This is a genomic window from Rhodococcus sp. MALMAid1271 (assembly GCF_049195265.1).
Classification (GTDB): domain Bacteria; phylum Actinomycetota; class Actinomycetes; order Mycobacteriales; family Mycobacteriaceae; genus Rhodococcoides.
In genome coordinates this window covers 135,775-156,358 of the sequence record NZ_JBMIRQ010000067.1, presented here as the reverse complement: position 1 = coordinate 156,358, position 20,584 = coordinate 135,775, and the positions used below count along the sequence as shown (strand labels likewise).

Here is a 20,584-nt window from a genome sequence, read left to right as displayed (position 1 = left end):
CGGATGTGGACATACCCCCGCGCGATCGGCTTACTGGCCGGCTACGGCCTCGATCGAATGTTCGCAGACCCACGGCGCTGGCATCCGGTCGCGGGATTCGGCACGACGGCACTGCGCCTCGAACGAATTCTGTACCGTGACAGCACAGCTCTCGGCGTCGTTCATGCCGTGACGCTGATCGGTTCTGCGGCCGCGGTGGGCATCGGCTCGAGCCGAGCGGCGGCTCGATCGACACTGCCCGTCGACACTGCGCTGGTCGCAGCCGCAACATGGGCGGCGCTGGGCGGGACATCGCTGTCCAGAGTGGGGCAGCAGATGGCCGATCACCTCGATCGCGAGGATATGGCGAGCGCGCGTGCGCTGCTGCCATCGCTGTGTGGTCGAGATCCGGACTCGCTCGACATCGACGGCCTGGCCCGCGCCGCAGTCGAGTCCATCGCCGAGAACACCTCCGACGCCGCCGTGGGTGTGTTGGTGTGGGGAGCACTGGCCGGTGTGCCGGGAATTCTGGCCTACCGCGCGAGTAACACGCTCGACGCCATGATCGGCTACCGGTCTCCGAAGTACCGACATTTCGGCTGGGCGGCAGCGCGAAGCGACGACGTGCTGAACGTGGTGCCGGCCCGAGTGACGGGTCTGGCGACCGTACTGGCAGCGCCGCTGGTGCACGGTTCGCCCAAGCAGGCATGGACGATGTGGCGACGCGACGCGTCACAGCACCCCAGCCCCAACGCAGGTGTCGCCGAAGCCGCGGCCGCCGGGGCGTTGGGCCTGCAGTTGGGAGGCCGAACCAGCTACCGGCACGGAGTCGAGATCAGGCCGACCCTCGGCGACGGATCGCCGCCGACGGCACGCGACCTCCGCCGAGCGGTCGGTCTGTCGATCCGCGTGCAGGAACTCTCCGCCGTCGGGTCAGCGATTCTTGCCGTAGCGATCTGCCAGGCGAGGATCCGACGACACCGCCGTGCGTGACGCTGCCCGTGCCCTCGCTCGCTTCTCACGTCGAGTGGGCAGCGTGAACTCTTCTTCCTCGTCCTCCCGAGCCGTCTGGTCGTCGGCCATCGGTTCTGGTCCGTCGGACATCGCCGCGGCCAACTCGGCCCGAGATGCGCGTCGCTCCCTCAACTCGGCGCGAACGAAGTACGCCAGGCCGAGTGGGGCCATGATCCCGAACGCCAGCCACTGCAGACCGTAGGACAGGTACGGGCCCGCGTCCGTCTGCGGCAGATCGATCAAGCCGAGACCGCCCGGCTGATCGGCATCGAGCTGCAGGTACCCATCGATGGCGTCGACGCCGACGGCGGTCCCGATCTGCTCGGGATTGATGTTGTAGACCTGCAGCCGGCCGTCCTCCTCGATGGGCTCCCGCGAGGTGCCCTCGGCTTGGCGAACCCGCGCGTTCAACGTCACCTCGCCTGTGGGTGCCGCCGCAAAATCGGGTGCACTGGTTCCCTCCACCGGCAACACGTACCCGCGGTTGACGAGCACGGTGGGCCCGCCGTCGATGACGAACGGAGTGATCACCTCGTACGCCGGCTTTTCTCGGATGCTGCGCAGCCGAACCAGCGCGTCGGAATCGGCGACGTAGGAGCCCGTTGCGATGACCCGACGCCATTCGTCGTCGGCTGCGAAACCGTCGGCAGTGAGAACCTCGGAGATCGGAACCGGATCCGCCGCGACCGACCGGGTGATCAGATCGTTGCGTGCAGAGGTCGAAGTGTTCTTCCCCAGCTGCCACGGAGCCAGCACGCTGAAGCACAGGAACGCGAAGGCCAGCGCGACGGCGGCCAGCACCAACCACTTCGGACGCAGCAAGAACCCTAGCTTTTCCACCCCACCACGGTAGCCGGGTCAGCCGGACAGCCGAGACCGCGCCCAATCCAAGAGCCCGGGAACTGCGCTTTCGATCTGTTCACGCACCTCGGTGAACGCGGCGTCGGACGAGTAGTACGGATCTGCAACCGACGAGTCCTCGGCATCCGGATCGAACGAGCGCAGCAACGCCACCCGATCGGCAGGCGCGCCGAGCTGCAGCAGCGCCCGCGCATGCCCGGTATCGAGCGCGACGATCAGATCTGCCGCCAAGTGTTCCGGACCGACCTGCGCCGCAGCGTGCTCGCTGTCGTAACCGTGCTCGTCGAGCTCGGCGACCGTCCGCGGATCCGCGCCGTCACCCACATGCCAGCCGCCGGTTCCCGCGCTCGATACCCGTACGGCGTCATGCAGGCCGGCATCGCGAAGGTGCCGAGCGAAGACCTTCTCGGCCATAGGCGAGCGGCAGATGTTGCCGGTGCAGACGAATGTCACGTGCAGGGGCTCGTTCACTGCGACACCGCCGCCGCCGTGTTCTGTTCCAACACTGTGGCCAGCTGGTCCATGCTCGTGGCCGTGAACGCAGCGTCCGCGCTCTCTCCGTCGATCCCGTACCCCCACTCCACGTACACCGTCGGTATGCCGAATCGCGCAGCGCCGTGCACATCGTGATCCCGGTCACCGATCATGATCACCCCCGTCGTGCCGCCGTCGGTGTGTTCGACCGGTTCGATGCCGAGATTGGTCAGTGCATGGGCAATGACATCGGACTTCGCTCGGCGGCTCCCGTCGTTGCTGGCACCACCGATGAAGTCGAAGTATCCCGACAATCCGAAGTGATCGAGAATCCGAACGGCGAAGCGCTCGGACTTGGACGTCGCCACGCCCAAGCGCACTCCGCGATCCCGCAATCGGGTCAGTACCGACTCGATGCCTTCGAACGCTGTGTTCTCGGCCCAGCCCCGCTCGTCGTATCGCTGGAAGTACGCCGCCAATGCGCGCTGGGCCGCGTCCTCGTCGAGTCCGAGCCCACGCAAGGTGTCGATCAGCGGCGGCCCGACAACCAACGACAGCTGCTCCTCGGTCGGCTCGGGAGCCTCCACGGACGCCAACGCATGCCTGAAACCGGCATGAATTCCGGGGGCGGAATCGGTCAGAGTCCCATCGAGATCGAACAGGACAACGGATGCGGGGGGAGCGGCATGCATGGTCGGAGCCTATCGCCGACCGCTGCCGCTACGCTTGCCGCGATGAGCGAATCAGCTGCCCGACCCGACGCGCGGCTGCGCCGCAAACCCGATGCGCGGCTGCGCCGCAAACCGGATGAGCTCCTTCGTCACCACGGAGACGTGGAGGTCGATCCCGGATCGGTCGACTTCGCCGTCAACGTTCGCGGCGACGGTCCGCCGGAATGGCTTCGCGAACGGCTCGGTGCTGCGCTGGGTTCGTTGGGCTCGTACCCGACCGCCGCAGCCGAGCTGGCAGCACGAGAGCAGGTTGCTGCCCATCACGGCCGATCGCCGGACGAGGTGTTGTTGCTCAGCGGTGGTGCGGAAGGATTCTCGATGCTGCCTCGCATCGAGCCGCGCCTGGTGGCAACCATCCATCCGTCGTTCACCGAACCCGACTGGGTGCTCGAGCAGACGGGTATCCCGGTGCAGCGAGTGATCCTGCCGCCGCCCTTCGAGTTCGATGCGAGGCTGGTGCCCGACGCCGCCGACATGGTGATCATCGGCAACCCGACCAATCCGACATCCGTACTGCACCCACTGGAGACGATCCTGAGCGTGCGGAGCCCCGGTCGCACAGTGGTGATCGACGAGGCCTTCGCGGACGCCGTGCTCGGCACCGGCGAGTCGGCGGCATCGCAGAGCCTGAACGACGTACTGATCCTGCGGAGCCTGACCAAGACGTGGGCGTTGGCGGGACTTCGGTGCGGCTACGCGCTCGGGCACCCCGACGTCCTCGCGCAACTTCAGCACGGCCGCGCGCACTGGCCGCTCGGGAGCCTGCAGCTCGAAGCGATCCGCGCCTGTACCGAACCGTTCGCGGTGCACCAGGCGCGAGCCGAATCCGAGCGCATCGATCGCGAACGAACCTCGATGATCTCCCGACTGACCGCCATGGGTCTCGACGTCACCGGCCCAGCCAGGGCACCGTTTCTGCTGCTTCGAATCGAGGACGCCGATCTGATACGTGAACGACTGCGCACGAGGGGAATTGCGGTTCGGCGGGGCGACACGTTCCCAGGGCTGGACCGCCACTACCTGCGCGTCGCGGTACGGAACTCGGAGCAGGTCGACATACTGGTGGATGCGTTGAACACCGTTCTGTGAGGAGAGCAGCGAACATGGCAGTGACACTGGCGGAGGTCATCGAGGTTCTCGACGGCGCGTACCCACCGCGGCTCGCCGAGAGCTGGGACTCGGTGGGGCTGGTGTGCGGTGATCCGAAAGCTGTTGTGCAGCAGGTTCTCTACACCGTCGACGTCACAGCTGCGGTGGTCGACGAGGCCATCGCATGGGGTGCCGATCTGATTGTGGCGCACCATCCATTGCTGCTCAAAGGAGTCGACACGGTCGCGGCGGACACCGCCAAGGGCTCGATCGTTCACCGCCTGATCAAAGCCGACTGCGCACTGTTCACCGCCCACACCAACGCCGACTCCGCCGACCCGGGTGTCTCCGACGCACTCGCGTCCGCCCTTGGAGTGATCGACACCAGGCCCCTGGACCCCATCGACGTTCCTGCACACGACAAGTGGGTGGTCTTCGTGCCGACTACCGACACCGCAACGGTGCGGCAGGCCATGTTCGACGCCGGAGCCGGACAGATCGGCGACTACAGCGAAGCGAGCTGGCAGGGGTCGGGTCTCGGCCAGTTCCGCCCCGGAGCGGGTGCCGACCCGACGCTCGGAGTCGTCGGTGAGGTGCACACCGTGCCGGAGGACCGTGTCGAGGTTGTCGCTCCGAAAGCCCAACGTGCTCGGATACTTTCGGCGCTGCGTCACGCGCACCCCTACGAGGAGCCGGCGTTCGACATCTTCGAGACCGCGGCAGTACCGTCGTGCACCGGCTTGGGCCGGATCGGACGGCTACCGACCCCGATGACACTCGCCGAGTTCACCGACATCGTGCGCGAGGCGTTGCCGACAACCAGTTGGGGTGTGCGAGCGGCGGGAGATCCCGCCGCCACGGTCTCGGTGGTCGCGATGTGTGGGGGAGCGGGAGACTCCTTCCTCTCCGCAGTAGCGCGCACGGACGCCGACGTCTACGTCACCTCGGATCTACGGCACCACCCCGTCGACGAGCACCTACGCGCGGGCGGACCAGCGGTGATCGACACCGCGCACTGGGCCTCGGAGTTTCCGTGGTGCGCACAGGCACGCGGCATCCTCGACGCAGAGTTCGGAGACACCGACGGGTGGGGCAGCAAGATCACCGAGGTCCGAACCGACCCGTGGACTCTGTGACCGGTGAACCCCTCGACGCGCCTTCGAGTGGATCGGGCTCGGTCACCTCGATGCAGCCGGTAGGGTGATCGTCAATCAACTTCCATAGTCGCAGGAGTCATCAAGCGTGAATGTCGATCCCGAAGTCCAGGCCTCGCTGCTCGAATTGGCCGGTGTGGATACCGAACTCTCGCAGATCGCCCACCGCCGCAAGACCCTTCCCGAGCAGCAGGAAGTGGACAAGCTCGAGACCGAGCGGACCACCCGCAGGGACGCCGCGGTGACGGTGCAGATCTCGATGGACGACCTCGATCGTGACATCCGCAAGCTCGAGGGTGAGGTGGACGCGGTTCGCCAGCGCGAGGCCCGCGACAAGAAGATGCTCGACAGCGGCACTATCGCACCGAAGCAGATGACCGAGCTGCAGCACGAGCTCGGCAGCCTCGAGCGACGCCAGGGGATCCTCGAGGAGGAACTGCTCGAAGTCATGGAGCAGCGCGAAGCCAGCGAACGCGACTACGAGCACGCCGGTGCGCAGCTGACCCAGATCGAGGACGAGCTCGTCGACGCCGGTCGCCGCCGCGACGACGCGGTCGCAGACCTCGACACCGCCGAGAAGCGCAGCGCCGAACGCCGCGACGCCCTGGCCGCCGGACTGCCCGCGGACCTGCTTGCGCTGTACGAGAAGCAGCGGGGGCTCACCGGCCGCGGTGCAGCATTGCTGCAGGCCCGTCGCTGTGGGGCGTGCCGAATCGAGCTGGATCGAAACGAGATCGCCGGCATTGCCAACAAGCCGGCCGATGCTCTGATTCGGTGCCCCGAATGCAACGCAATTCTGGTGCGCACCAAGGAATCCGGAATTTGAGTCCGGTGACGAGGGTGGTCGCCGAGGCCGACGGCGGATCGCGTGGGAACCCGGGGCCCGCCGGCTACGGCGCGGTGGTGTTCTCGGCCGATCGCAGTGAGGTCCTGGCCGAGCGGCGATCGGCGCTCGGTATCGCGACCAACAACGTCGCCGAATACAAGGGCCTGATCGCGGCACTGACGGCCGCCGCCGACATCGGTGCCCGCGAGGTCGACGTTCGGATGGATTCCAAGCTCGTCGTCGAGCAGATGTCGGGACGCTGGAAAGTCAAGCACCCGGACATGATTCCGCTGCAGCGAGAGGCAGCCGAACTGGCTCGCCGATTCGATTCCGTCACCTACGAATGGATTCCGCGGGCGAAGAACTCACACGCCGATGCGCTGGCGAACGAAGCGATGGACGCCGCGGCCGAGGGTATCGACCTGGAACCGAAGCCGGATCCGGTCGCGAGTGCGTCTGCTTCCACGACGCAGACGGCGTCTCCGGGGTGGACCGGCGCGATGGGCGAGCCCACCCGCCTGCTGTTGCTGCGTCACGGCCAGACCCCCATGTCGGTCGACCGGCGCTACTCCGGGCGTGGAAATCCGGATCTGACCGAACTGGGCCGACGCCAAGCCGACTCCGCCGCAACGGCTCTCGGTTCGCGAACCGATATCGATGCCATCGTGGCCTCGCCGCTCGCGCGGGCTCAGCAGACCGCCGCAGCGACTGCACGCGCGCTCGGATTGCCCGTCACCACCGTCGATGGCCTCATCGAAACCGACTTCGGTGACTGGGAGGGTCTGACGTTCGCCGAGGCCACAGCGCGCTACCCCGAGCAGCATCAGGCCTGGATGGGTGACACGTCGGTAGTACCGCCGAACGGAGAGAGCTTCGACACCGTGCGCACGCGCATCGAAGCAACCCGCGATCAGCTGATCACCGAGTACGCCGGAAAGACCGTTCTGGTGGTCACCCACGTGACCCCGATCAAACTGCTGCTGCAACTCGCGCTCGACGTCGGCCCGTCGCTGCTGTATCGACTGCACCTCGACCTGGCGTCGCTGAGCATCGCCGAGTTCTACCCCGACGGCGGGGCATCGGTGCGACTGGTGAACGACACCGCGCACCTGGCTCGGCTGGCCTGACACTTCGGATGTGTGGAGTCGCGGCAGAGAAAACGTTCTCGGGTTCGTACGTCCTCGGTGAGATTTCGTCCCCATTCGATGATCGAGACCAGTAGTCTTCCCTTCACTGCAGATCCGTCCGACGTCGCCGAATCCGCGCGGACATCACACGAGTAGGCACATCGATGCACACAAGATCGATCAACCGCCGCATCGCCGCATTGGCTGTCCTGACAGTCCTCGGCATTGCCGCCACGTCCACCGGAACGGTGTCCGCACAGCCGGCCGGTTCTGTCCCAGCACAACCCGTTCCTTCGGCCGATCCGTTCTACGACTGGAACGAACCGCTCGACGGCACTGCACCAGGGGATGTTCTGCGGACCCGGCCCATGGCCTACGGCGCAGCGAACGTGAGCACACCCATCACCTCGACACAGGTGCTGTATCGCACGACAAACCAACAGGGTGCCGCGGTGACGACGGTGGCCACAGTGCTCCGGCCGCTCATTCCCGGCCCGACGAAACTGATCTCCTTCCACACCGCCTACGACGGTCTCGGGTCCGAGTGCGATCCGTCGTACACCCTCAGCGGCCACGGAAACAGTCAATCAGCCACCGTCGAACAAGCAGTGATCACCGGCTACATGGCTGCCGGTTACACCGTCGTCGTCCCCGACTACGAGGGCGAGGAACTGGAGTGGACCATCGGTCGCCAGTCCGCCTATGCAGCACTGGACGGGATCCGCGCCGCAGAAAGCGTGCTGGGCCTGCCATCGACGACACCGGTCGGTCTCATCGGGTACTCGGGCGGATCCGTACCCACGCAGTGGGGTGCCGAGGTGGCACCGCGATACGCGCCCGAATTGAACATCGTCGGTGCCGCCGCGGGCGGATTACCAGTCGACCTCGCACACAATCTTCCCTATGTCAGCGGGTCCACGGACTGGGCCGGGGTCATCCCCGCGTTGATCGTGGCGTATCAACGTACCTACGGTCTCGACACCGACGCATTCTTGTCGGACAAGGGCAAGCAGATCGTGAACGCCGTGCAATACGACTGCATCGCCGGCTTCGCGTCCGACTATCCGGGCTTGACCGACACCGAGATGCTGCAGCCTCCTTACACCTCCCTACTCGACATTCCCGAGGTCGTCGAAGCGATCGACGACAACATCATGGGCAGCGCAGGAACACCACGCGTGCCCGTCCTCCTCGCGGTCGGAGACCTGGACGGGATCGGGGATTCGGTCATGATCACCGCTGACGTCGAGGGGTTGGCCAGAGAGTACTGCGACCGCGGCGTCGCGGTCACCTACGCTCGATACGACGGCCTGAGTCATTCGCAGGCGTTCGTCCCGTTCCAGGCGCAAGCAGCGCAGTTTCTCGCCGAACGCTTCGCCGGGGCCGCACCCACGAACAACTGCTCAGTCGTGGGACCCGGCAACGACCTTTCCCCGACGCCGATCCCGTGATCGGTTGATCCGCCCGCGTCGACTCGATCAGCGCCGTCGTTCATCGGGGGACGGCACGACGCGGCCTAGACCTGCAACGCGAGCCACAGTCCCGCCACGGCACCGACGATGGTCAATGGAGTCGTGATCACGCCGAGAACGGTGAATGTCTTCAGGTCGGCCGGTTCGTCGTGTGCTGATGCGACGCGTCGCCACAGCATGATGGCCAGCGACCCGACGTAGGTGAGGTTGGGGCCGAGATTCACTCCGATCACCATGGCCAACAGCAGTGCCGGGGGAGCGTCGGTACCGAACGCGGCCAGTAGCAGCAGCGTTGCGGGCAGGTTGTTGACGATGTTCGACGCCACCGCCGCGATGACCGCTACTGCCAGGAGCGATGCGAAGGTGGTGTCGGACGGCAGGATTCGCGTCAGCCAGGCGCCGATCGGTCCTGTCGTGACGCCGAGGACGACGATGCCGAGCAGGAACACGAAGCCGCAGAACGGCAGATCGGCACCGCGCGCGATGGCGCGAGGTGTGGTGCGCCGCGCTCGCAGTGCCGGGATCGCCAGTGCCACCGACCCCACGGCCGCGACCCAGAAGGGTTCGACGTCGAACAGTCCGGCCACTGCGAAGCCGATGAGAGTCGCGCCGAGTACTGCGAGTGTGACTGTCGGTGCCGGTACATCCTCGAAGCCCTGCTCGGCCGGTCTGTCCGATGGTGGCGCGGTGCGGCGCAGGTCCTTGCGGAAGAAGAGCAGGAACACTGCCAACTCGATCGCGACCGCGAACATCCACGGCAGTGCCATCAGGGCCGTGAAGTGCAGGAAGGTCAGGCCGGTCGCGGCGAAGGCCAGCAGATTGGTCAGGTTCGAGACCGGGAGCAGGGTCGAGGCCGAATTGGACAGGTGTGCGGTGGCGTAACTGTGTGGACGCGGCGACATCCCGAGGATGCGGGCGGCACCGATGATCGCGGGTGTCAACAGAACCACGGTGGCATCGAGACTGAGCACTGCTGTGGTCGACGCTGCGGCGGCGAACACGAGGGTGAGCAGTCTGCGGGGGCTGCCCTGGGACCCACGGCGGAGCTTCGCCGCGATCCAGGTGAAGACGCCGAGAGCATCGGACAGGTGCGCCAGGATCAGGATGAACGCCAGAAACACGACCGTGGGGGCGAGTTCGAGCACCTGCGCTCGGGCATCGTCGACGCTGACGAGGCCGACGAGCAACACGACCGCCGCGGCCGGCAACGCGGCGACGATCTCGGGCAGGCCGCGCGGGCGAACTATGGCGAAGACGAGAACGGCAGCGACCAGTGTCGCAGCGAGAACGGTCACGCGAGAACCTTGGCGAGCGTGCGCAGATTGCGAGTGGTGGTGGTCGCCTTGTACTTGGCCTTCGCCGTGGCTTTGCCGAACCTGCTGTCGGTCGTGCTGCCTTTGCGCACTTCCCAGTAGATGACATTGTCTCCTTCGGCGACTCGTTCGAGCTCAGGATCGAGTTCGGCCGCGAGAGCGGACAATTCGGTCAGGTGTTCATCGTTGCTGCCGAACACCACATAGGGGTGCCAGCCTTCGCGTTCGGCATCGAAGGGATAGGCATCGACCACCTGGCGCAGCGACGGTACGTCCGACACGATCACCCAGGCCTGGTAACCGAAGGCCTCGGCCAGCACGGTTTCGACCGCCGGTTTCAGTGCGTCGGAGGTCAGTGGTGATTCCAAGACGACATTGCCAGTAGCCAATATCGTCCGAACGTGTCCGAATCCGGCGTCCTGCAGGGCCGCCCGAAGATCGGCCATCTTGATGTTGATGCCGCCGACGTTGATGCCGCGCAGAAGCACGACCCATTCACTCATGACGAGAACTGTAGTTCGAGGTTTCGGCGCGAGGTCTTGAGTTAGTAGTTAGTAACTAGTAACTTCAGGGCATGGGGCAACGCGCGCGCATGACAGGACCCGATCGTCGAGAGCAGCTCTTGCGAATAGCAGCAGACGAATTCGCCTCGGCCGGACTCCACGGCGGATCGACCGAGGCGATCGCCCGCGAGGCAGGAATCACCCAGGCCTACATCTTTCGGATCTTCGGAACCAAGAAGGTTCTGTTCTGCGAGGTGGTCGTCGCGTCCTACGACCGGTTGACCGACGGGATGCGAGAAGCGGCGGGCAATGCCACCGGACAGCAGGCGCTGGCAGCAATGGGCGAGCGGTACCACGCGATGCTCGGCGACCGCACCTCGTTGCTGTTGCAACTGCAGGGGATCGCTGCCTGCGGCGATGCCGAGGTGCGTGACGCAGTGAGAGCGGCGTTCGACCGCATGTGGACCGCGATAACAGAGATCACCGGTATGGACGCGGTGACGATCAAGGCATTTCTGGCGTTCGGGATGCTGCTCAACAGCGGCGCGGCCCTGCAGATCGACGACGTCGACGAACCCTGGGCGAGGGGAGTGGGCACACGCATCCAGGCTGGACTGTTCGATCACATCACCGGCGACACGAACCGATGACCGAGGAGACCGAGCATAGTCGGGAGCGTTCGCTGGCACCTGCGCTGGTGTTCGTCGGAGTGGTCGTGGCCGCCGTCGGCAGCCTCGGTGCGCCGTTGATCACCAGTGTCGCAACCACATTCGATGTCTCACTGTCGAGTGCGCAGTGGACGTTGACGCTGGCGTTGGCGACCGGTGCCGTGACGACACCGATTCTCGGCCGCCTCGGCTCGGGCCCACATCGTCGGGCGGCGATACTCGGGACCCTCGGCGTCGTATCGGTGGGTGGAGTTCTGACCGCGCTCCCGTTGTCTTTCGCGTGGCTGCTCATCGGCCGGGCCGCGCAGGGGGTAGGGCTGGCACTGACCTCGATGCTGATAGGAGTTGCCCGCGATCACCTGTCCGCGCCGCGGTCTGCGTCGACCATCTCGTTGTTGGCGGTCGCGTCGACGGCGGGGGTCGGCGTGGGCTATCCACTGTCGGGGTTGCTGACCGAGCACGGTGGGATTCGCGCCGCGTACGGTTTCGGGGCCGCGATCGCCGTTCTGGCGCTGGTGGTGGCGCTGAAGGTCGTTCCCGCTGCCACACGGAATCGTGCGACCCGCATGGACATTCCCGGTGCTCTTGCACTCTCACTCGCTCTCGCGCCGGTGTTGATTCTGGTGAGTGAGACCGCGCTGTGGACGAGCCGCCCCTGGACGGCGGTCTCCCTGGCCGTTGCGGCGGGCGCTGCTGCCGTGCTCTGGGTGCGGGTCGAACTCGCCAGCTCGGCGCCACTGGTAGACCTCCGGTTGCTGCGGCACCGGACCGTGATCGGTGCGAACTGTGCGCTGTTCCTCAGCGGCATCGGAATGTACTTGCTGCTGACCATCGTCACGCGATACGCGCAGACGCCTGCCAGTGCCGGGTACGGCTTCGGACTGGACGTCTTCGCAGCCGGCCTGGTCCTCGTTCCGTTCTCCGTGTTCGGATTTCTCGCAGGCAAGCTGGTTCCTCGGGTGCTCGATCGGGTCGGACCCGGTAGCGCACTGACAGTCAGCGCTCTGATCGTGCTGGTGGCGCTTGCCGTGTTCGCCGATGCCCGCGCCGGCATCGGGGAACTCTATGCAGTGATGGCCGTTCTGGGGTTCGGAGTCGGCAGCTTCTCGGCAGCGGTGCCTGCCGTCGTGCTCGCGGTGGTGCCATCCGAGGAGACCTCGAGCGCGATGAGTATCAACCAGGTGGTGCGCAGTATCGGCTTCGCATTCGGAAGTGCGATCGGCGGTCTCGTGCTGGCTGCCGGAACGAATGCCAGCTCCACCTTTCCCGCAGAACAGAGCTACACGTCCGCGGCATGGGTCGGTATCGCCGTCAGCGCTGCTGCGGCGGTCACGAGCGCTACCGCTCTTCGTCGCCGGGCAGCGTCCGGACCCTCGACGTCAGCGGGGTAGAGTGCGCAATCGCGAACGAGTTGGCCGGACGGCTGCGGCTCGGAGGACCGGCGGACTTACGTTCCGTCGCGCTTCGGGCCGAGGAAAGTCCGGACTCCACAGAGCAGGGCGGTTGTTAACGGCAACCCGAGGTGACTCGCGGGACAGTGCCACAGAAAACAGACCGCCTGCGGATCGGTTTCTCGAAAATCGAGTCGCAGGTCAGGGTGAAACGGTGCGGTAAGAGCGCACCAGCATCCCAGGTGACTGGGGTGGCTAGGTAAACCCCGCCCGGAGCAAGGTCGAAGGCTGCACCGCGCAAGGGGTGCAGCTGCGCAGGTGCTCGAGGGCTGCTCGCCCGAGCCTGCGGGTGGACTGCTCGAGGTACCCGGCGACGGTGTACCCAGATGGATGGCCGTCTATTCGAACCTGCGAAAGCGGGTGAGAGGGACAGGATCCGGCTTACAGGCCGACTCGTTCGCACACACATTTCTCGCGCAGTTCTCCTGCGACGGTGCCGCATGGGGCACACTGGAAGTCATGACCGAAGACGACAACTCCTGGTACTACGACATCGCCGCCAAGCAGGTCGTGCAGGGCAAGCAGACCAACGCCCTCGACCGGATGGGTCCCTACCCGGACAAGGCCACCGCCGAACAGGCCCTGAAGATCGCCGCCGCTCGCAACAAGGCCGCCGACGCCGAAGACGACTGGAACGCCTGACGGTGCCGCTCACCCGGCTGAAGGCCCCCAGTTTCGATTTCGACGCCATTCGATCCGAGTTCGGACTCTCCGACGGTTTCGACCCAGCGGTGATGAAGGAGGCGCGAGAGGTTCGAGACCGACACGCCGACAGCAGGATCGACCGCACGGATATCCCGTTCGTCACCATCGATCCGCCCGGCTCGAAGGATCTCGACCAAGCCGTTCACATCGAGAAGACCTCGAACGGATTGCTGGTGCACTACGCCATTGCCGACGTGGGTGCATTGGTGGTGCCCGGAGGGGCACTCGACACCGAAACTCGTCGGCGGGGCCAGACGTACTACCTGCCCGACGGGTCGGTGCCGCTACATCCGAGAGTCATGTCGGAGGGCTCCGCGAGCCTGCTCGAGGGGCAGACCCGGTGCGCTGCATTGTGGACCATCGAACTCGACGATGCCGGTGAAGCGGTTGCCTGGACGGTCACCCGTGCCACCGTGCGATCGGTTGCGCGGCTCGACTACGCCGAGGTGCAAGCAGGCGTCGATGCAGGTACGCCACATCCGTCCATCGCTGCCCTCGCGGAATTCGGATCGCAGCGGGCTGCAGCTGCCATTCGACGGGGAGCGATAGACATCACCTTGCCCGAGCAGGAGGTGGTGCCCGAAGGCCGGGGCTGGCGTATCGCGCTGCAGCCGCGTACGGCCGCGGACGGTTGGAATGCCGAAGTGTCGCTTCTGACGGGCATGTGCGCCGCGAGAATCATGCTCGACGCCGGAATCGGCATCGTCCGCACGCTCCCGCCCGCATCGTCCGAGGCCCTGGAGGCGCTGAAGAGAACGGCGTCTGCGCTCGGAATCGATTGGCCGACAGGCGCATCCGCTGGGGCAGTGCTGGCCGGGCTGCCGGCGGACGCGCCGTCGACATTGGCGATGATGACCCGGGCAACCGGCTTGTTGCGCGGGGCGGATTACCTCGCCTTCGACAGCGCAGGGAATGCAGCCGCCAGCGGCGAATCGGTCGAGCATTCCGGCATAGGCGCGCCCTACGCCCACGTGACGGCACCGCTGCGCCGCCTGTCGGATCGGTTCGCCACCGAGGTGTGCCTGGCCGTCGTCGCCGGCACATCGGTACCGGAGTGGGCGGCGCAAGCCCTACCCGAGTTGCCTGCAATGATGCGCGGATCCGATTCCGTCGCATCGAAAGTGGACCGCGCATGCGTGGATCTCACCGAAGCCCACGTATTGAGCAACCGGGTGGGGGAGAGCTTCGAAGCGGTAGTTCTCCGCGGTGCCGAAGGGAAACGAGAGGCCGAGGTGTTGGTGTCGGAGCCGATCGTCATCGGAAAGTGCCAGGGCGAACCACCGGCGGGGGAGTCGGTGACGGTCCGGTTGACCCAGGCCGACACCGACTCGCGAAAGGTCTCGTTCGACTATTCGCCCGTCACGGCCTGAAGCGGTCGGTCGCCTCGACGAGGTGATGCACGATGCCCGGCTCGGCCGCCGAATGCCCTGCATCGTCGACGATGACCAGCTCCGCACCGGGCCAGGCCTTGTGCAGCGCCCACGCGCTGGTCGCCGGACACACGACGTCGTAGCGGCCCTGCACGATGACACCCGCGATACCGTCGAGCAGGTGGGCGTCACGCAGCAGTTGATTTTCTTCGAGGAAGCAATTGTTCCGGAAGTAGTGATTCTCGATACCCGCGAAAGCCCGGGCGAATCGCGGATCGGAATTTCCTTGCACTGCATCCGGTTTCGGTAGCAGGTAGCTCGTCGCCGCCTCCCATGAAGACCATGCCACCGCGGCTCGGGTTGCGACGCTCTCGTCCTCGGACATCAACTGGCGGTGATAGGCCTCGACGAGGTCACCCGCACGCTCGTCCTCCGGGATCGGCTCGAGAAACTTCTCCCACAGGTCGGGGAAGATGTGCCCGGCACCGCCGCGGTAGTACCAGTCGATCTCGGAAGGGCGGACCAGGAAAATTCCGCGTAGTACGAGCCCTCGCACGCGATCTCGGTGCGACTGTGCGTAGGCCAAGGACAACGTCGATCCCCACGAACCGCCGAAGACCAGCCACGTATCGATTTCCAGGTGCTCTCGAAGCTTCTCCATGTCCGCGATCAACCGGTCGGTGGTGTTGACCGACAAGTCGGCTCCATCGGCGATGTGTGGAGTCGACAACCCGCAGCCTCGCTGATCGAACAACACGATCCGGTAGGCCTGCGGATCGAAGTATCGCCGCTGCAACGGATTGGTGGCACCACCAGGACCGCCGTGCACGAACACCACCGGTGCACCGGCCGGATTACCGGATACCTCCCAGTAGATCCGTTGCCCGTCACCGACATCCAGATGTCCGGACTCCACGGGCTCGATCTCGGGATACAGAGTTCGCATCTAGAAGCCCACCAATCCCGACGCGAGGTCCGGAATGTCGAGGGCGCGGATGGCTTCGTCACGCACGTCCGAGCAGGTGTCCTTCGTGATGTCGTCGATGATCGTCCGGTTCTGCACCACCTTCAGGTTGATGACGCCGCTCTGCGCGGCCCAGGTCTGCACCAGAATGTTCAGACCTCCGCGGCCCAGAGTGGGCCCCTGCACGCGCCAATTGGACAGCTGCGCTTCCAGATCGGTGCAGAGCTTCTGCTTCTGTGCATCGGTGATCGCTGCTTCGGCAGGCGTCGTGGTCACCGTGGTGCTCGGCGCAACTGTCGTCGTCGACGACGAACCTGTGTTGGTCGTGTCGGTACTGCAGGCGCCCACCAGTGTCACAAGCGCAGCCGCGCCGATCAGTGCGACTGCGCTTGTCCCTTTACCGAAGGTAGAACCCCGTCTGAGTGTCATGCTCCGAGTGTGCCATCTGGGATCGGCACACACGAGAACGATCAGTAGCTGTGTTCGGGCCCAGGAAAGACGCCGGAGCGGACCTCGGAGAGATACGTGGTCGCGGCCGTGCGCAGTGAGTCTCCGACGTCGGCGAACTTCTTGACGAACTTCGCGGTCTTGCCGTTGGTGTAACCGGCCATGTCCTGCCATACGAGGACCTGCGCATCGCACTCGTTGCCGGCACCGATGCCGACGGTGGGAATGGTCAGCTTGCGCGTGACCTGACCGGCGATATCGGCAGGGACCATCTCCATCACCACGGCGAAGGCACCCGCCTCCTGGACGGCGATGGCGTCGGCCACCAACTGCTCGGACGCGTCGCCGCGGCCCTGCACCCGGAAGCCGCCGAGAGTGTTGACGCTCTGCGGGGTGAAGCCGACGTGGGCCATCACCGGGATACCGGCAGCAGTGATCGCCGCGATCTGGGCGGCAACGCGCTCACCGCCTTCGAGCTTGACCGCGCCTGCGAGACCTTCCTTCATGAATCGGACTGCGGTCTCGAGGGCCTGCTGAGGCGAGGCCTCGTAGGTGCCGAACGGAAGATCGGCAACGACGAGGGCGTTCGGCGCGCCCCTGACCACGCCGCGGACCAGCGGAAGAAGCTCGTCGACCGTGATCGGCACGGTGGTGTCGTATCCGTAGACCACGTTGGCAGCCGAGTCTCCGACGAGCAGGACCGGAACACCGGCCTCCTCGAAGATGCGAGCGCTCGAGTAGTCGTATGCGGTGAGCATTCCCCAGCGGTCACCGTCCGCCTTCATCTGCAGCAGGTGATGGGTGCGGGTCTTGCGGGTCAAGGCGGTGGAGGGTGCCTCGTCGGCAGCCCCGCCGTACACGGCAGTTTCGGACATCTGTGTCCCTTTCTGGTCCTCGAGGCCCGCTCGGCGGGTCCCCGGGATGGGGTGTGATGACAATGGCGAGTCTGCCACCGCAGGCGAGGTACCGGGAGGAGTCCTGACAGTGCAATTGGTCACACCGGATAGTCCCGCCATCCGTTGGTGATCGGCATGCGGCGATCTCGCCCGAAGGCCCGGGAGGTGACCTTGCTGCCGATCGGGTACTGGCGACGCTTGTACTCCGACGCATCGACCTTGCGCAGAGTGTCCGCCACCACGGCCGCGTCGAACCCGGCAGCGACGATGTCCTCGAATCCCTGATCGTGGTCCACGTACCTGAACAGGATGGCGTCGAGTTCGTCGTAGTCGGGCAACGAGTCGGTATCGAGCTGACCGGGTCTGAGCTCGGCGGACGGCGGCTTGTCGATGCTCGATTCCGGAATCGGAGGAATGTCACCGCGGGCGGCAGCGGACGAGTTTCGCCAGCGTGCCAGCTCCCACACGAGGGACTTCGGCACGTCCTTGATCGGCGCGAAGCCTCCGACAGCATCGCCGTAGATCGTCGAATAGCCAACGGCCAGTTCGGACTTGTTCCCAGTCGCCAGAACCAGATGGCCGAAGGTGTTCGACAGTGCCATCAACACCATGCCTCGGCACCGAGCCTGGATGTTCTCCTCGGCCAAGCCGGTCAGATCCAGTTGATCGACGTAGCAGGCGACCATCGCGGCAATCGGCTCGACGCGGAAGTGAATACCGGTCCGCGAGGCGAGATCCTCGGCATCGGTGCGTGAGTGCTCCGAGGAGAACGTCGACGGCATCGATACCCCGTGGACGGCATCGCTACCGAGGGCGTCGACGGCAATGGCGGCGACCACGGCCGAATCGATACCCCCGGACAATCCGAGTGCCACCGACCGAAAGCCGTTCTTGTGCACGTAGTCCCGCAATCCGGTGACCAGCGCTCCCCACACCTGCTCTTGGTCGCAGGCGAGCTCGGCCAGAAGCGGTACCGCCCGCTGCCAGCCGCCGACGGCGAGGTCGGGCAGCGAGATCCGATCGATGCTCCAGCCGGGCACCGCGAGAGCGTCCGGTCGGGGATCGGCGGGTGCATCGACGTCGACGATGAGCAGATGTTCGACGAACTGCGGGGAACGGCCAACGGTGGAGCCGTCGCCACCGATGAAGAAGCTCGCCCCGTCGAACACCAACTCGTCCTGGCCTCCGACGACGTTGACATAAGCGATCGGAACGCCGATCTCGGTGGCTCGGCGCTCGACGATGGAGCGCCGCACCGCGTCCTTGCCCTGTTCGAACGGACTGGCGTTGAGGCAGACCAGCATGTCCACCCCGGCACCGGCATAGCCGGCCACGGATCCGCCCGATTGCCAGATGTCCTCACAGACAACGACACCGACCCTCAACCCGTTCACGGCCATGATGGTCAAGGTCGATCCGGGAGCGAAGTATCGCGCCTCGTCGAACACCCGGTATGTGGGAAGCGAATGCTTGTCGTAGCGAGCGACCACTCGTCCATCGACGATCACCGCAGCGCTGTTGCGTGACCCCTCGGCATCGCGATCGAGATAGCCCACCACCACGATCCGGTCCCCGCACCCGGCCTTGTCCAGCGCTGAGGCCAACTCCGCCAGGGCACGGGCCGACGTGGCCGCGAACGAAGGTCGCAGCGCCAGATCCTCGACGGGATATCCCGTCAGGGCCATCTCGGGAAAGACCACCATGTTGGCACCGTCATGGGCGGCGCGGACGGTCCACTCGACGATCGCAGCGGAATTGCCCGCGAGATCGCCGACGACGGAATTGATCTGGGCCAGGGCGAGTCGAAGGGCCTGCACTGCGTACACGCTAGTGCTCCTACGTCGTCCCCGCCGGGCAGCGAGAACAGAGGCCGCCTCGAAAGACCTGGCACGATCGTGTCCATGAAAACGCGCACCAGGAACTCGGCCATGGCACTGTCCGCAGTAGCCGTGTTGCTCGCGGGCTGCTCGAGCCCCGAGCCCACCGCCGAACCGGAGAGCACCGGGGCATCCGATACCCCGGTCGCAGGTCCCGTTCCCGCGGGACTCGAGGCGTTCTACACCCAGAGCCTGCAGTGGGAGTCCTGTGACCGGTACAACACCGACGGCAGCGAACTGGGCAGCAACGTCGAATGCGCGATGGTGACCGTGCCGCTCGACTACGCCGATCCCGCCGGCACGACCATCGAGGTCGCCATCTCGCGGACGCAGGCGACGGGCGACAAGATCGGCTCGATCCTGATGAACCCCGGCGGCCCGGGCTCCTCGGGGCTGTACCTGGCCACCCAGGCCGATGGCACCCCCATCGCCGACCGCTTCGATCGCATCGGGTTCGATCCGCGCGGGATCGGGGCATCCGAACCGCAGGTGCGCTGCCTGACACCCGAGGAGGTCGACGAGGAACGCCGAGAACCGGACGTCGACGTGAGCCCGGAGGGCATTGCCGCTACCGAGGCCGAGCATCGGGACTATGCCGCGCAGTGCGTCGACCGCACCGGGGCGGACGTGCTCGAGCACGTCGGCACGAGGGAAGTGGTCCGCGACATGGACGTCATCCGGGCAGTTCTGGGTGACGAAAAGCTGACTTACGTCGGTTACTCCTACGGCACGAGGATCGGCACCGCGTATGCCGAGGAGTTCCCGTCGAACGTTCGGGCGATGGTGCTCGACGGTGCGCTGGACCCGGACCAGTCACCCGTCGACGAGGCAGTTGCCCAGGGGGCGGCGTTTCAGGCTGCGTTCGATCAGTTCGCCGCTGACTGCGCACAGACCGAGACCTGCCCGCTCGGAACCGATCCCTCACGCGCCGTCGAGGAATTTCGATCCCTGGTCGATCCCCTGATCGACCAGCCCGCCGAAACGACGGATCCGCGCGGCCTCAGTTACGACGACGCCATCACCGGGACCCAGCAGGCCCTGTACTCCACACAGCTGTGGCGTCTGCTGCGGGCAGGGCTCGGTGAACTGCGCGACGGGCGAGGTGACACGTTGCTCCGCCTTGCCGATACCTACTCCGGACGGCTCGAGGACGGCAGCTACACGAACATCGACGACGCCTTCAATGCCGTTCGATGCGTCGACGGCCCGCCCACGACCGACCGAGCAGCGGCCGACGAGGCCGATGCCAGGTTCCGTGCGGCTGCGCCGTATCTGGACGACGGGCGGGCCACCGGCAACGCGCCGCTGGACCTGTGTGCATTCTGGCCGGTACCCAACACGAGCGAACCGCACATCGTCGACGTCGAGGGGCTGCCCACACTGGTGGTGGTCTCGACTACCGACGATCCGGCCACGCCGTATCAAGCAGGGGTGGAGCTGGCTGCCCAGCTGCGCGGAGACCTGGTGACCTACGAGGGCACCCAGCACACGGTGGCGTTCTCGGGCGTCGCGTGCATCGACGATGCGCTGGTCGGCTACCTCGTCGATCTGGTGCCGCCGGGCGACGGACTGCGGTGCTGACGCCTACCTCACCGGGCGAAATGTGCGCAGAGAGTTCCACGAAGTGAGACCGAATTCACGATGTAACACAGATTTAACTCCG

General features: G+C 65.9%; 20 protein-coding genes and 1 other RNA gene. 12 read left to right on the top strand and 9 right to left on the bottom strand.

Going from position 1 to position 20,584, the window contains the following annotated elements; all coding sequences use genetic code 11:
* Positions 1–3: 3 nt before the first annotated feature.
* Entirely contained in the window at positions 4–972 is a 969-nt protein-coding gene (locus ACOQFP_RS09435) for a cobalamin biosynthesis protein (RefSeq protein WP_421584109.1), read from the top strand.
* Here ACOQFP_RS09435 and ACOQFP_RS09430 read toward each other — a convergent pair.
* Genes ACOQFP_RS09430 through ACOQFP_RS09420 form a run of 3 tightly spaced genes read right to left on the bottom strand, consistent with a single transcriptional unit; the run spans position 913 to position 3,020 of the window.
* Entirely contained in the window at positions 913–1,833 is a 921-nt protein-coding gene (locus ACOQFP_RS09430; protein WP_341244230.1) for an SURF1 family protein, read from the bottom strand. The genes ACOQFP_RS09435 and ACOQFP_RS09430 overlap by 60 nt on opposite strands.
* Before the next feature lie 18 nt (positions 1,834–1,851).
* Positions 1,852–2,325 (bottom strand): low molecular weight protein-tyrosine-phosphatase, encoded by a 474-nt coding sequence (locus ACOQFP_RS09425; RefSeq protein WP_421584108.1) that lies wholly within the window; start codon positions 2,323–2,325, stop codon positions 1,852–1,854.
* A complete protein-coding gene (locus tag ACOQFP_RS09420) occupies positions 2,322–3,020 on the bottom strand; it encodes an HAD-IA family hydrolase (RefSeq protein ID WP_421584107.1) in 699 nt (232 codons plus the stop codon). Before ACOQFP_RS09420 ends, ACOQFP_RS09425 begins: the two co-directional genes overlap by 4 nt.
* A 42-nt stretch (positions 3,021–3,062) precedes the next feature.
* Between ACOQFP_RS09420 and cobC the strand changes: the two genes are divergently transcribed.
* From cobC to ACOQFP_RS09395, 5 genes are all read left to right on the top strand, one after another.
* The gene (cobC, locus tag ACOQFP_RS09415) at positions 3,063–4,148 is read left to right on the top strand and encodes an Rv2231c family pyridoxal phosphate-dependent protein CobC (RefSeq protein WP_206489248.1); all 1,086 of its coding nucleotides are present in this window, start codon (positions 3,063–3,065) and stop codon (positions 4,146–4,148) included.
* 14 nt (positions 4,149–4,162) lie between these two features.
* Positions 4,163–5,284 (top strand): Nif3-like dinuclear metal center hexameric protein, encoded by a 1,122-nt coding sequence (locus ACOQFP_RS09410; RefSeq protein WP_421584106.1) that lies wholly within the window; start codon positions 4,163–4,165, stop codon positions 5,282–5,284.
* 106 nt (positions 5,285–5,390) lie between these two features.
* Positions 5,391–6,128 carry a DUF7581 domain-containing protein gene (locus ACOQFP_RS09405; protein ID WP_341243401.1) on the top strand — a complete coding sequence of 246 codons (738 nt, stop codon included), beginning with the start codon at positions 5,391–5,393 and terminating at the stop codon, positions 6,126–6,128.
* Positions 6,086–7,255, top strand: coding sequence for a bifunctional RNase H/acid phosphatase (locus ACOQFP_RS09400; protein ID WP_341243400.1), 1,170 nt, complete (start codon positions 6,086–6,088; stop codon positions 7,253–7,255). Before ACOQFP_RS09405 ends, ACOQFP_RS09400 begins: the two co-directional genes overlap by 43 nt.
* A gap of 164 nt (positions 7,256–7,419) precedes the next feature.
* Positions 7,420–8,706: a lipase family protein gene (locus ACOQFP_RS09395; RefSeq protein ID WP_341243399.1), complete on the top strand. Its 1,287-nt coding sequence runs from the start codon at positions 7,420–7,422 to the stop codon at positions 8,704–8,706.
* A 65-nt stretch (positions 8,707–8,771) separates the two neighbouring features.
* Here ACOQFP_RS09395 and ACOQFP_RS09390 read toward each other — a convergent pair whose 3' ends face one another.
* Together ACOQFP_RS09390 and ACOQFP_RS09385 are read right to left on the bottom strand one after the other, a co-directional pair.
* Positions 8,772–10,022: an ArsB/NhaD family transporter gene (locus tag ACOQFP_RS09390; RefSeq protein WP_421584105.1), complete on the bottom strand. Its 1,251-nt coding sequence runs from the start codon at positions 10,020–10,022 to the stop codon at positions 8,772–8,774.
* Positions 10,019–10,543, bottom strand: coding sequence for a DUF1697 domain-containing protein (locus tag ACOQFP_RS09385; RefSeq protein ID WP_341243397.1), 525 nt, complete (start codon positions 10,541–10,543; stop codon positions 10,019–10,021). The genes ACOQFP_RS09390 and ACOQFP_RS09385 overlap by 4 nt, the downstream gene beginning before the upstream one ends.
* An 89-nt stretch (positions 10,544–10,632) precedes the next feature.
* Between ACOQFP_RS09385 and ACOQFP_RS09380 the strand changes: the two genes are divergently transcribed.
* The 5 genes from ACOQFP_RS09380 (at position 10,633) to ACOQFP_RS09360 (ending at position 14,737) form a co-directional block, all read left to right on the top strand.
* The gene (locus ACOQFP_RS09380) at positions 10,633–11,193 is read left to right on the top strand and encodes a TetR/AcrR family transcriptional regulator (protein WP_421584104.1); all 561 of its coding nucleotides are present in this window, start codon (positions 10,633–10,635) and stop codon (positions 11,191–11,193) included.
* Complete coding sequence (locus ACOQFP_RS09375) at positions 11,190–12,602, top strand: MFS transporter (protein ID WP_421584103.1); 1,413 nt, start codon at positions 11,190–11,192, stop codon at positions 12,600–12,602. The genes ACOQFP_RS09380 and ACOQFP_RS09375 overlap by 4 nt, the downstream gene beginning before the upstream one ends.
* A 16-nt stretch (positions 12,603–12,618) precedes the next feature.
* An RNA gene (gene rnpB, locus ACOQFP_RS09370) (RNase P RNA component class A) lies at positions 12,619–13,062 on the top strand.
* A 59-nt stretch (positions 13,063–13,121) separates the two neighbouring features.
* Positions 13,122–13,304, top strand: coding sequence for a hypothetical protein (locus tag ACOQFP_RS09365; protein ID WP_206489239.1), 183 nt, complete (start codon positions 13,122–13,124; stop codon positions 13,302–13,304).
* Positions 13,305–13,306: 2 nt separating this feature from the next.
* On the top strand, positions 13,307–14,737 hold the full coding sequence (locus ACOQFP_RS09360; protein WP_421584102.1) for an RNB domain-containing ribonuclease: 1,431 nt from the start codon (positions 13,307–13,309) through the stop codon (positions 14,735–14,737).
* Here ACOQFP_RS09360 and pip read toward each other — a convergent pair.
* The 4 genes from pip to ACOQFP_RS09340 form a co-directional block, all read right to left on the bottom strand.
* Positions 14,727–15,683 (bottom strand): prolyl aminopeptidase, encoded by a 957-nt coding sequence (gene pip, locus ACOQFP_RS09355; RefSeq protein WP_421584101.1) that lies wholly within the window; start codon positions 15,681–15,683, stop codon positions 14,727–14,729. The two genes, ACOQFP_RS09360 and pip, sit on opposite strands and share 11 nt — an antisense overlap.
* Positions 15,684–16,130, bottom strand: coding sequence for a hypothetical protein (locus ACOQFP_RS09350; RefSeq protein ID WP_421584100.1), 447 nt, complete (start codon positions 16,128–16,130; stop codon positions 15,684–15,686).
* A gap of 41 nt (positions 16,131–16,171) precedes the next feature.
* Positions 16,172–17,023, bottom strand: coding sequence for a 3-methyl-2-oxobutanoate hydroxymethyltransferase (gene panB / locus ACOQFP_RS09345; protein ID WP_206489235.1), 852 nt, complete (start codon positions 17,021–17,023; stop codon positions 16,172–16,174).
* Positions 17,024–17,142: 119 nt separating this feature from the next.
* On the bottom strand, positions 17,143–18,870 hold the full coding sequence (locus ACOQFP_RS09340) for an NAD+ synthase (protein ID WP_421584099.1): 1,728 nt from the start codon (positions 18,868–18,870) through the stop codon (positions 17,143–17,145).
* A gap of 75 nt (positions 18,871–18,945) precedes the next feature.
* Here ACOQFP_RS09340 and ACOQFP_RS09335 point away from each other — a divergent pair, with 75 nt between their 5' ends.
* Positions 18,946–20,502 carry an alpha/beta hydrolase gene (locus tag ACOQFP_RS09335; RefSeq protein ID WP_206489233.1) on the top strand — a complete coding sequence of 519 codons (1,557 nt, stop codon included), beginning with the start codon at positions 18,946–18,948 and terminating at the stop codon, positions 20,500–20,502.
* Positions 20,503–20,584: the final 82 nt, after the last annotated feature.

Coding starts and splice junctions, on each gene's coding strand:
- ACOQFP_RS09435 (WP_421584109.1), top strand. CDS start 4: ATGTGGACATACCCCCGCGCGATCGGCTTACTGGCCGGCTACGGCCTC.
- ACOQFP_RS09420 (WP_421584107.1), bottom strand. CDS start 3,020: ATGCATGCCGCTCCCCCCGCATCCGTTGTCCTGTTCGATCTCGATGGG.
- cobC (WP_206489248.1), top strand. CDS start 3,063: ATGAGCGAATCAGCTGCCCGACCCGACGCGCGGCTGCGCCGCAAACCC.
- ACOQFP_RS09410 (WP_421584106.1), top strand. CDS start 4,163: ATGGCAGTGACACTGGCGGAGGTCATCGAGGTTCTCGACGGCGCGTAC.
- ACOQFP_RS09400 (WP_341243400.1), top strand. CDS start 6,086: ATGCAACGCAATTCTGGTGCGCACCAAGGAATCCGGAATTTGAGTCCG.
- ACOQFP_RS09395 (WP_341243399.1), top strand. CDS start 7,420: ATGCACACAAGATCGATCAACCGCCGCATCGCCGCATTGGCTGTCCTG.
- ACOQFP_RS09385 (WP_341243397.1), bottom strand. CDS start 10,543: ATGAGTGAATGGGTCGTGCTTCTGCGCGGCATCAACGTCGGCGGCATC.
- ACOQFP_RS09380 (WP_421584104.1), top strand. CDS start 10,633: ATGACAGGACCCGATCGTCGAGAGCAGCTCTTGCGAATAGCAGCAGAC.
- ACOQFP_RS09375 (WP_421584103.1), top strand. CDS start 11,190: ATGACCGAGGAGACCGAGCATAGTCGGGAGCGTTCGCTGGCACCTGCG.
- ACOQFP_RS09365 (WP_206489239.1), top strand. CDS start 13,122: ATGACCGAAGACGACAACTCCTGGTACTACGACATCGCCGCCAAGCAG.
- pip (WP_421584101.1), bottom strand. CDS start 15,683: ATGCGAACTCTGTATCCCGAGATCGAGCCCGTGGAGTCCGGACATCTG.
- ACOQFP_RS09350 (WP_421584100.1), bottom strand. CDS start 16,130: ATGACACTCAGACGGGGTTCTACCTTCGGTAAAGGGACAAGCGCAGTC.
- panB (WP_206489235.1), bottom strand. CDS start 17,023: ATGTCCGAAACTGCCGTGTACGGCGGGGCTGCCGACGAGGCACCCTCC.
- ACOQFP_RS09335 (WP_206489233.1), top strand. CDS start 18,946: ATGAAAACGCGCACCAGGAACTCGGCCATGGCACTGTCCGCAGTAGCC.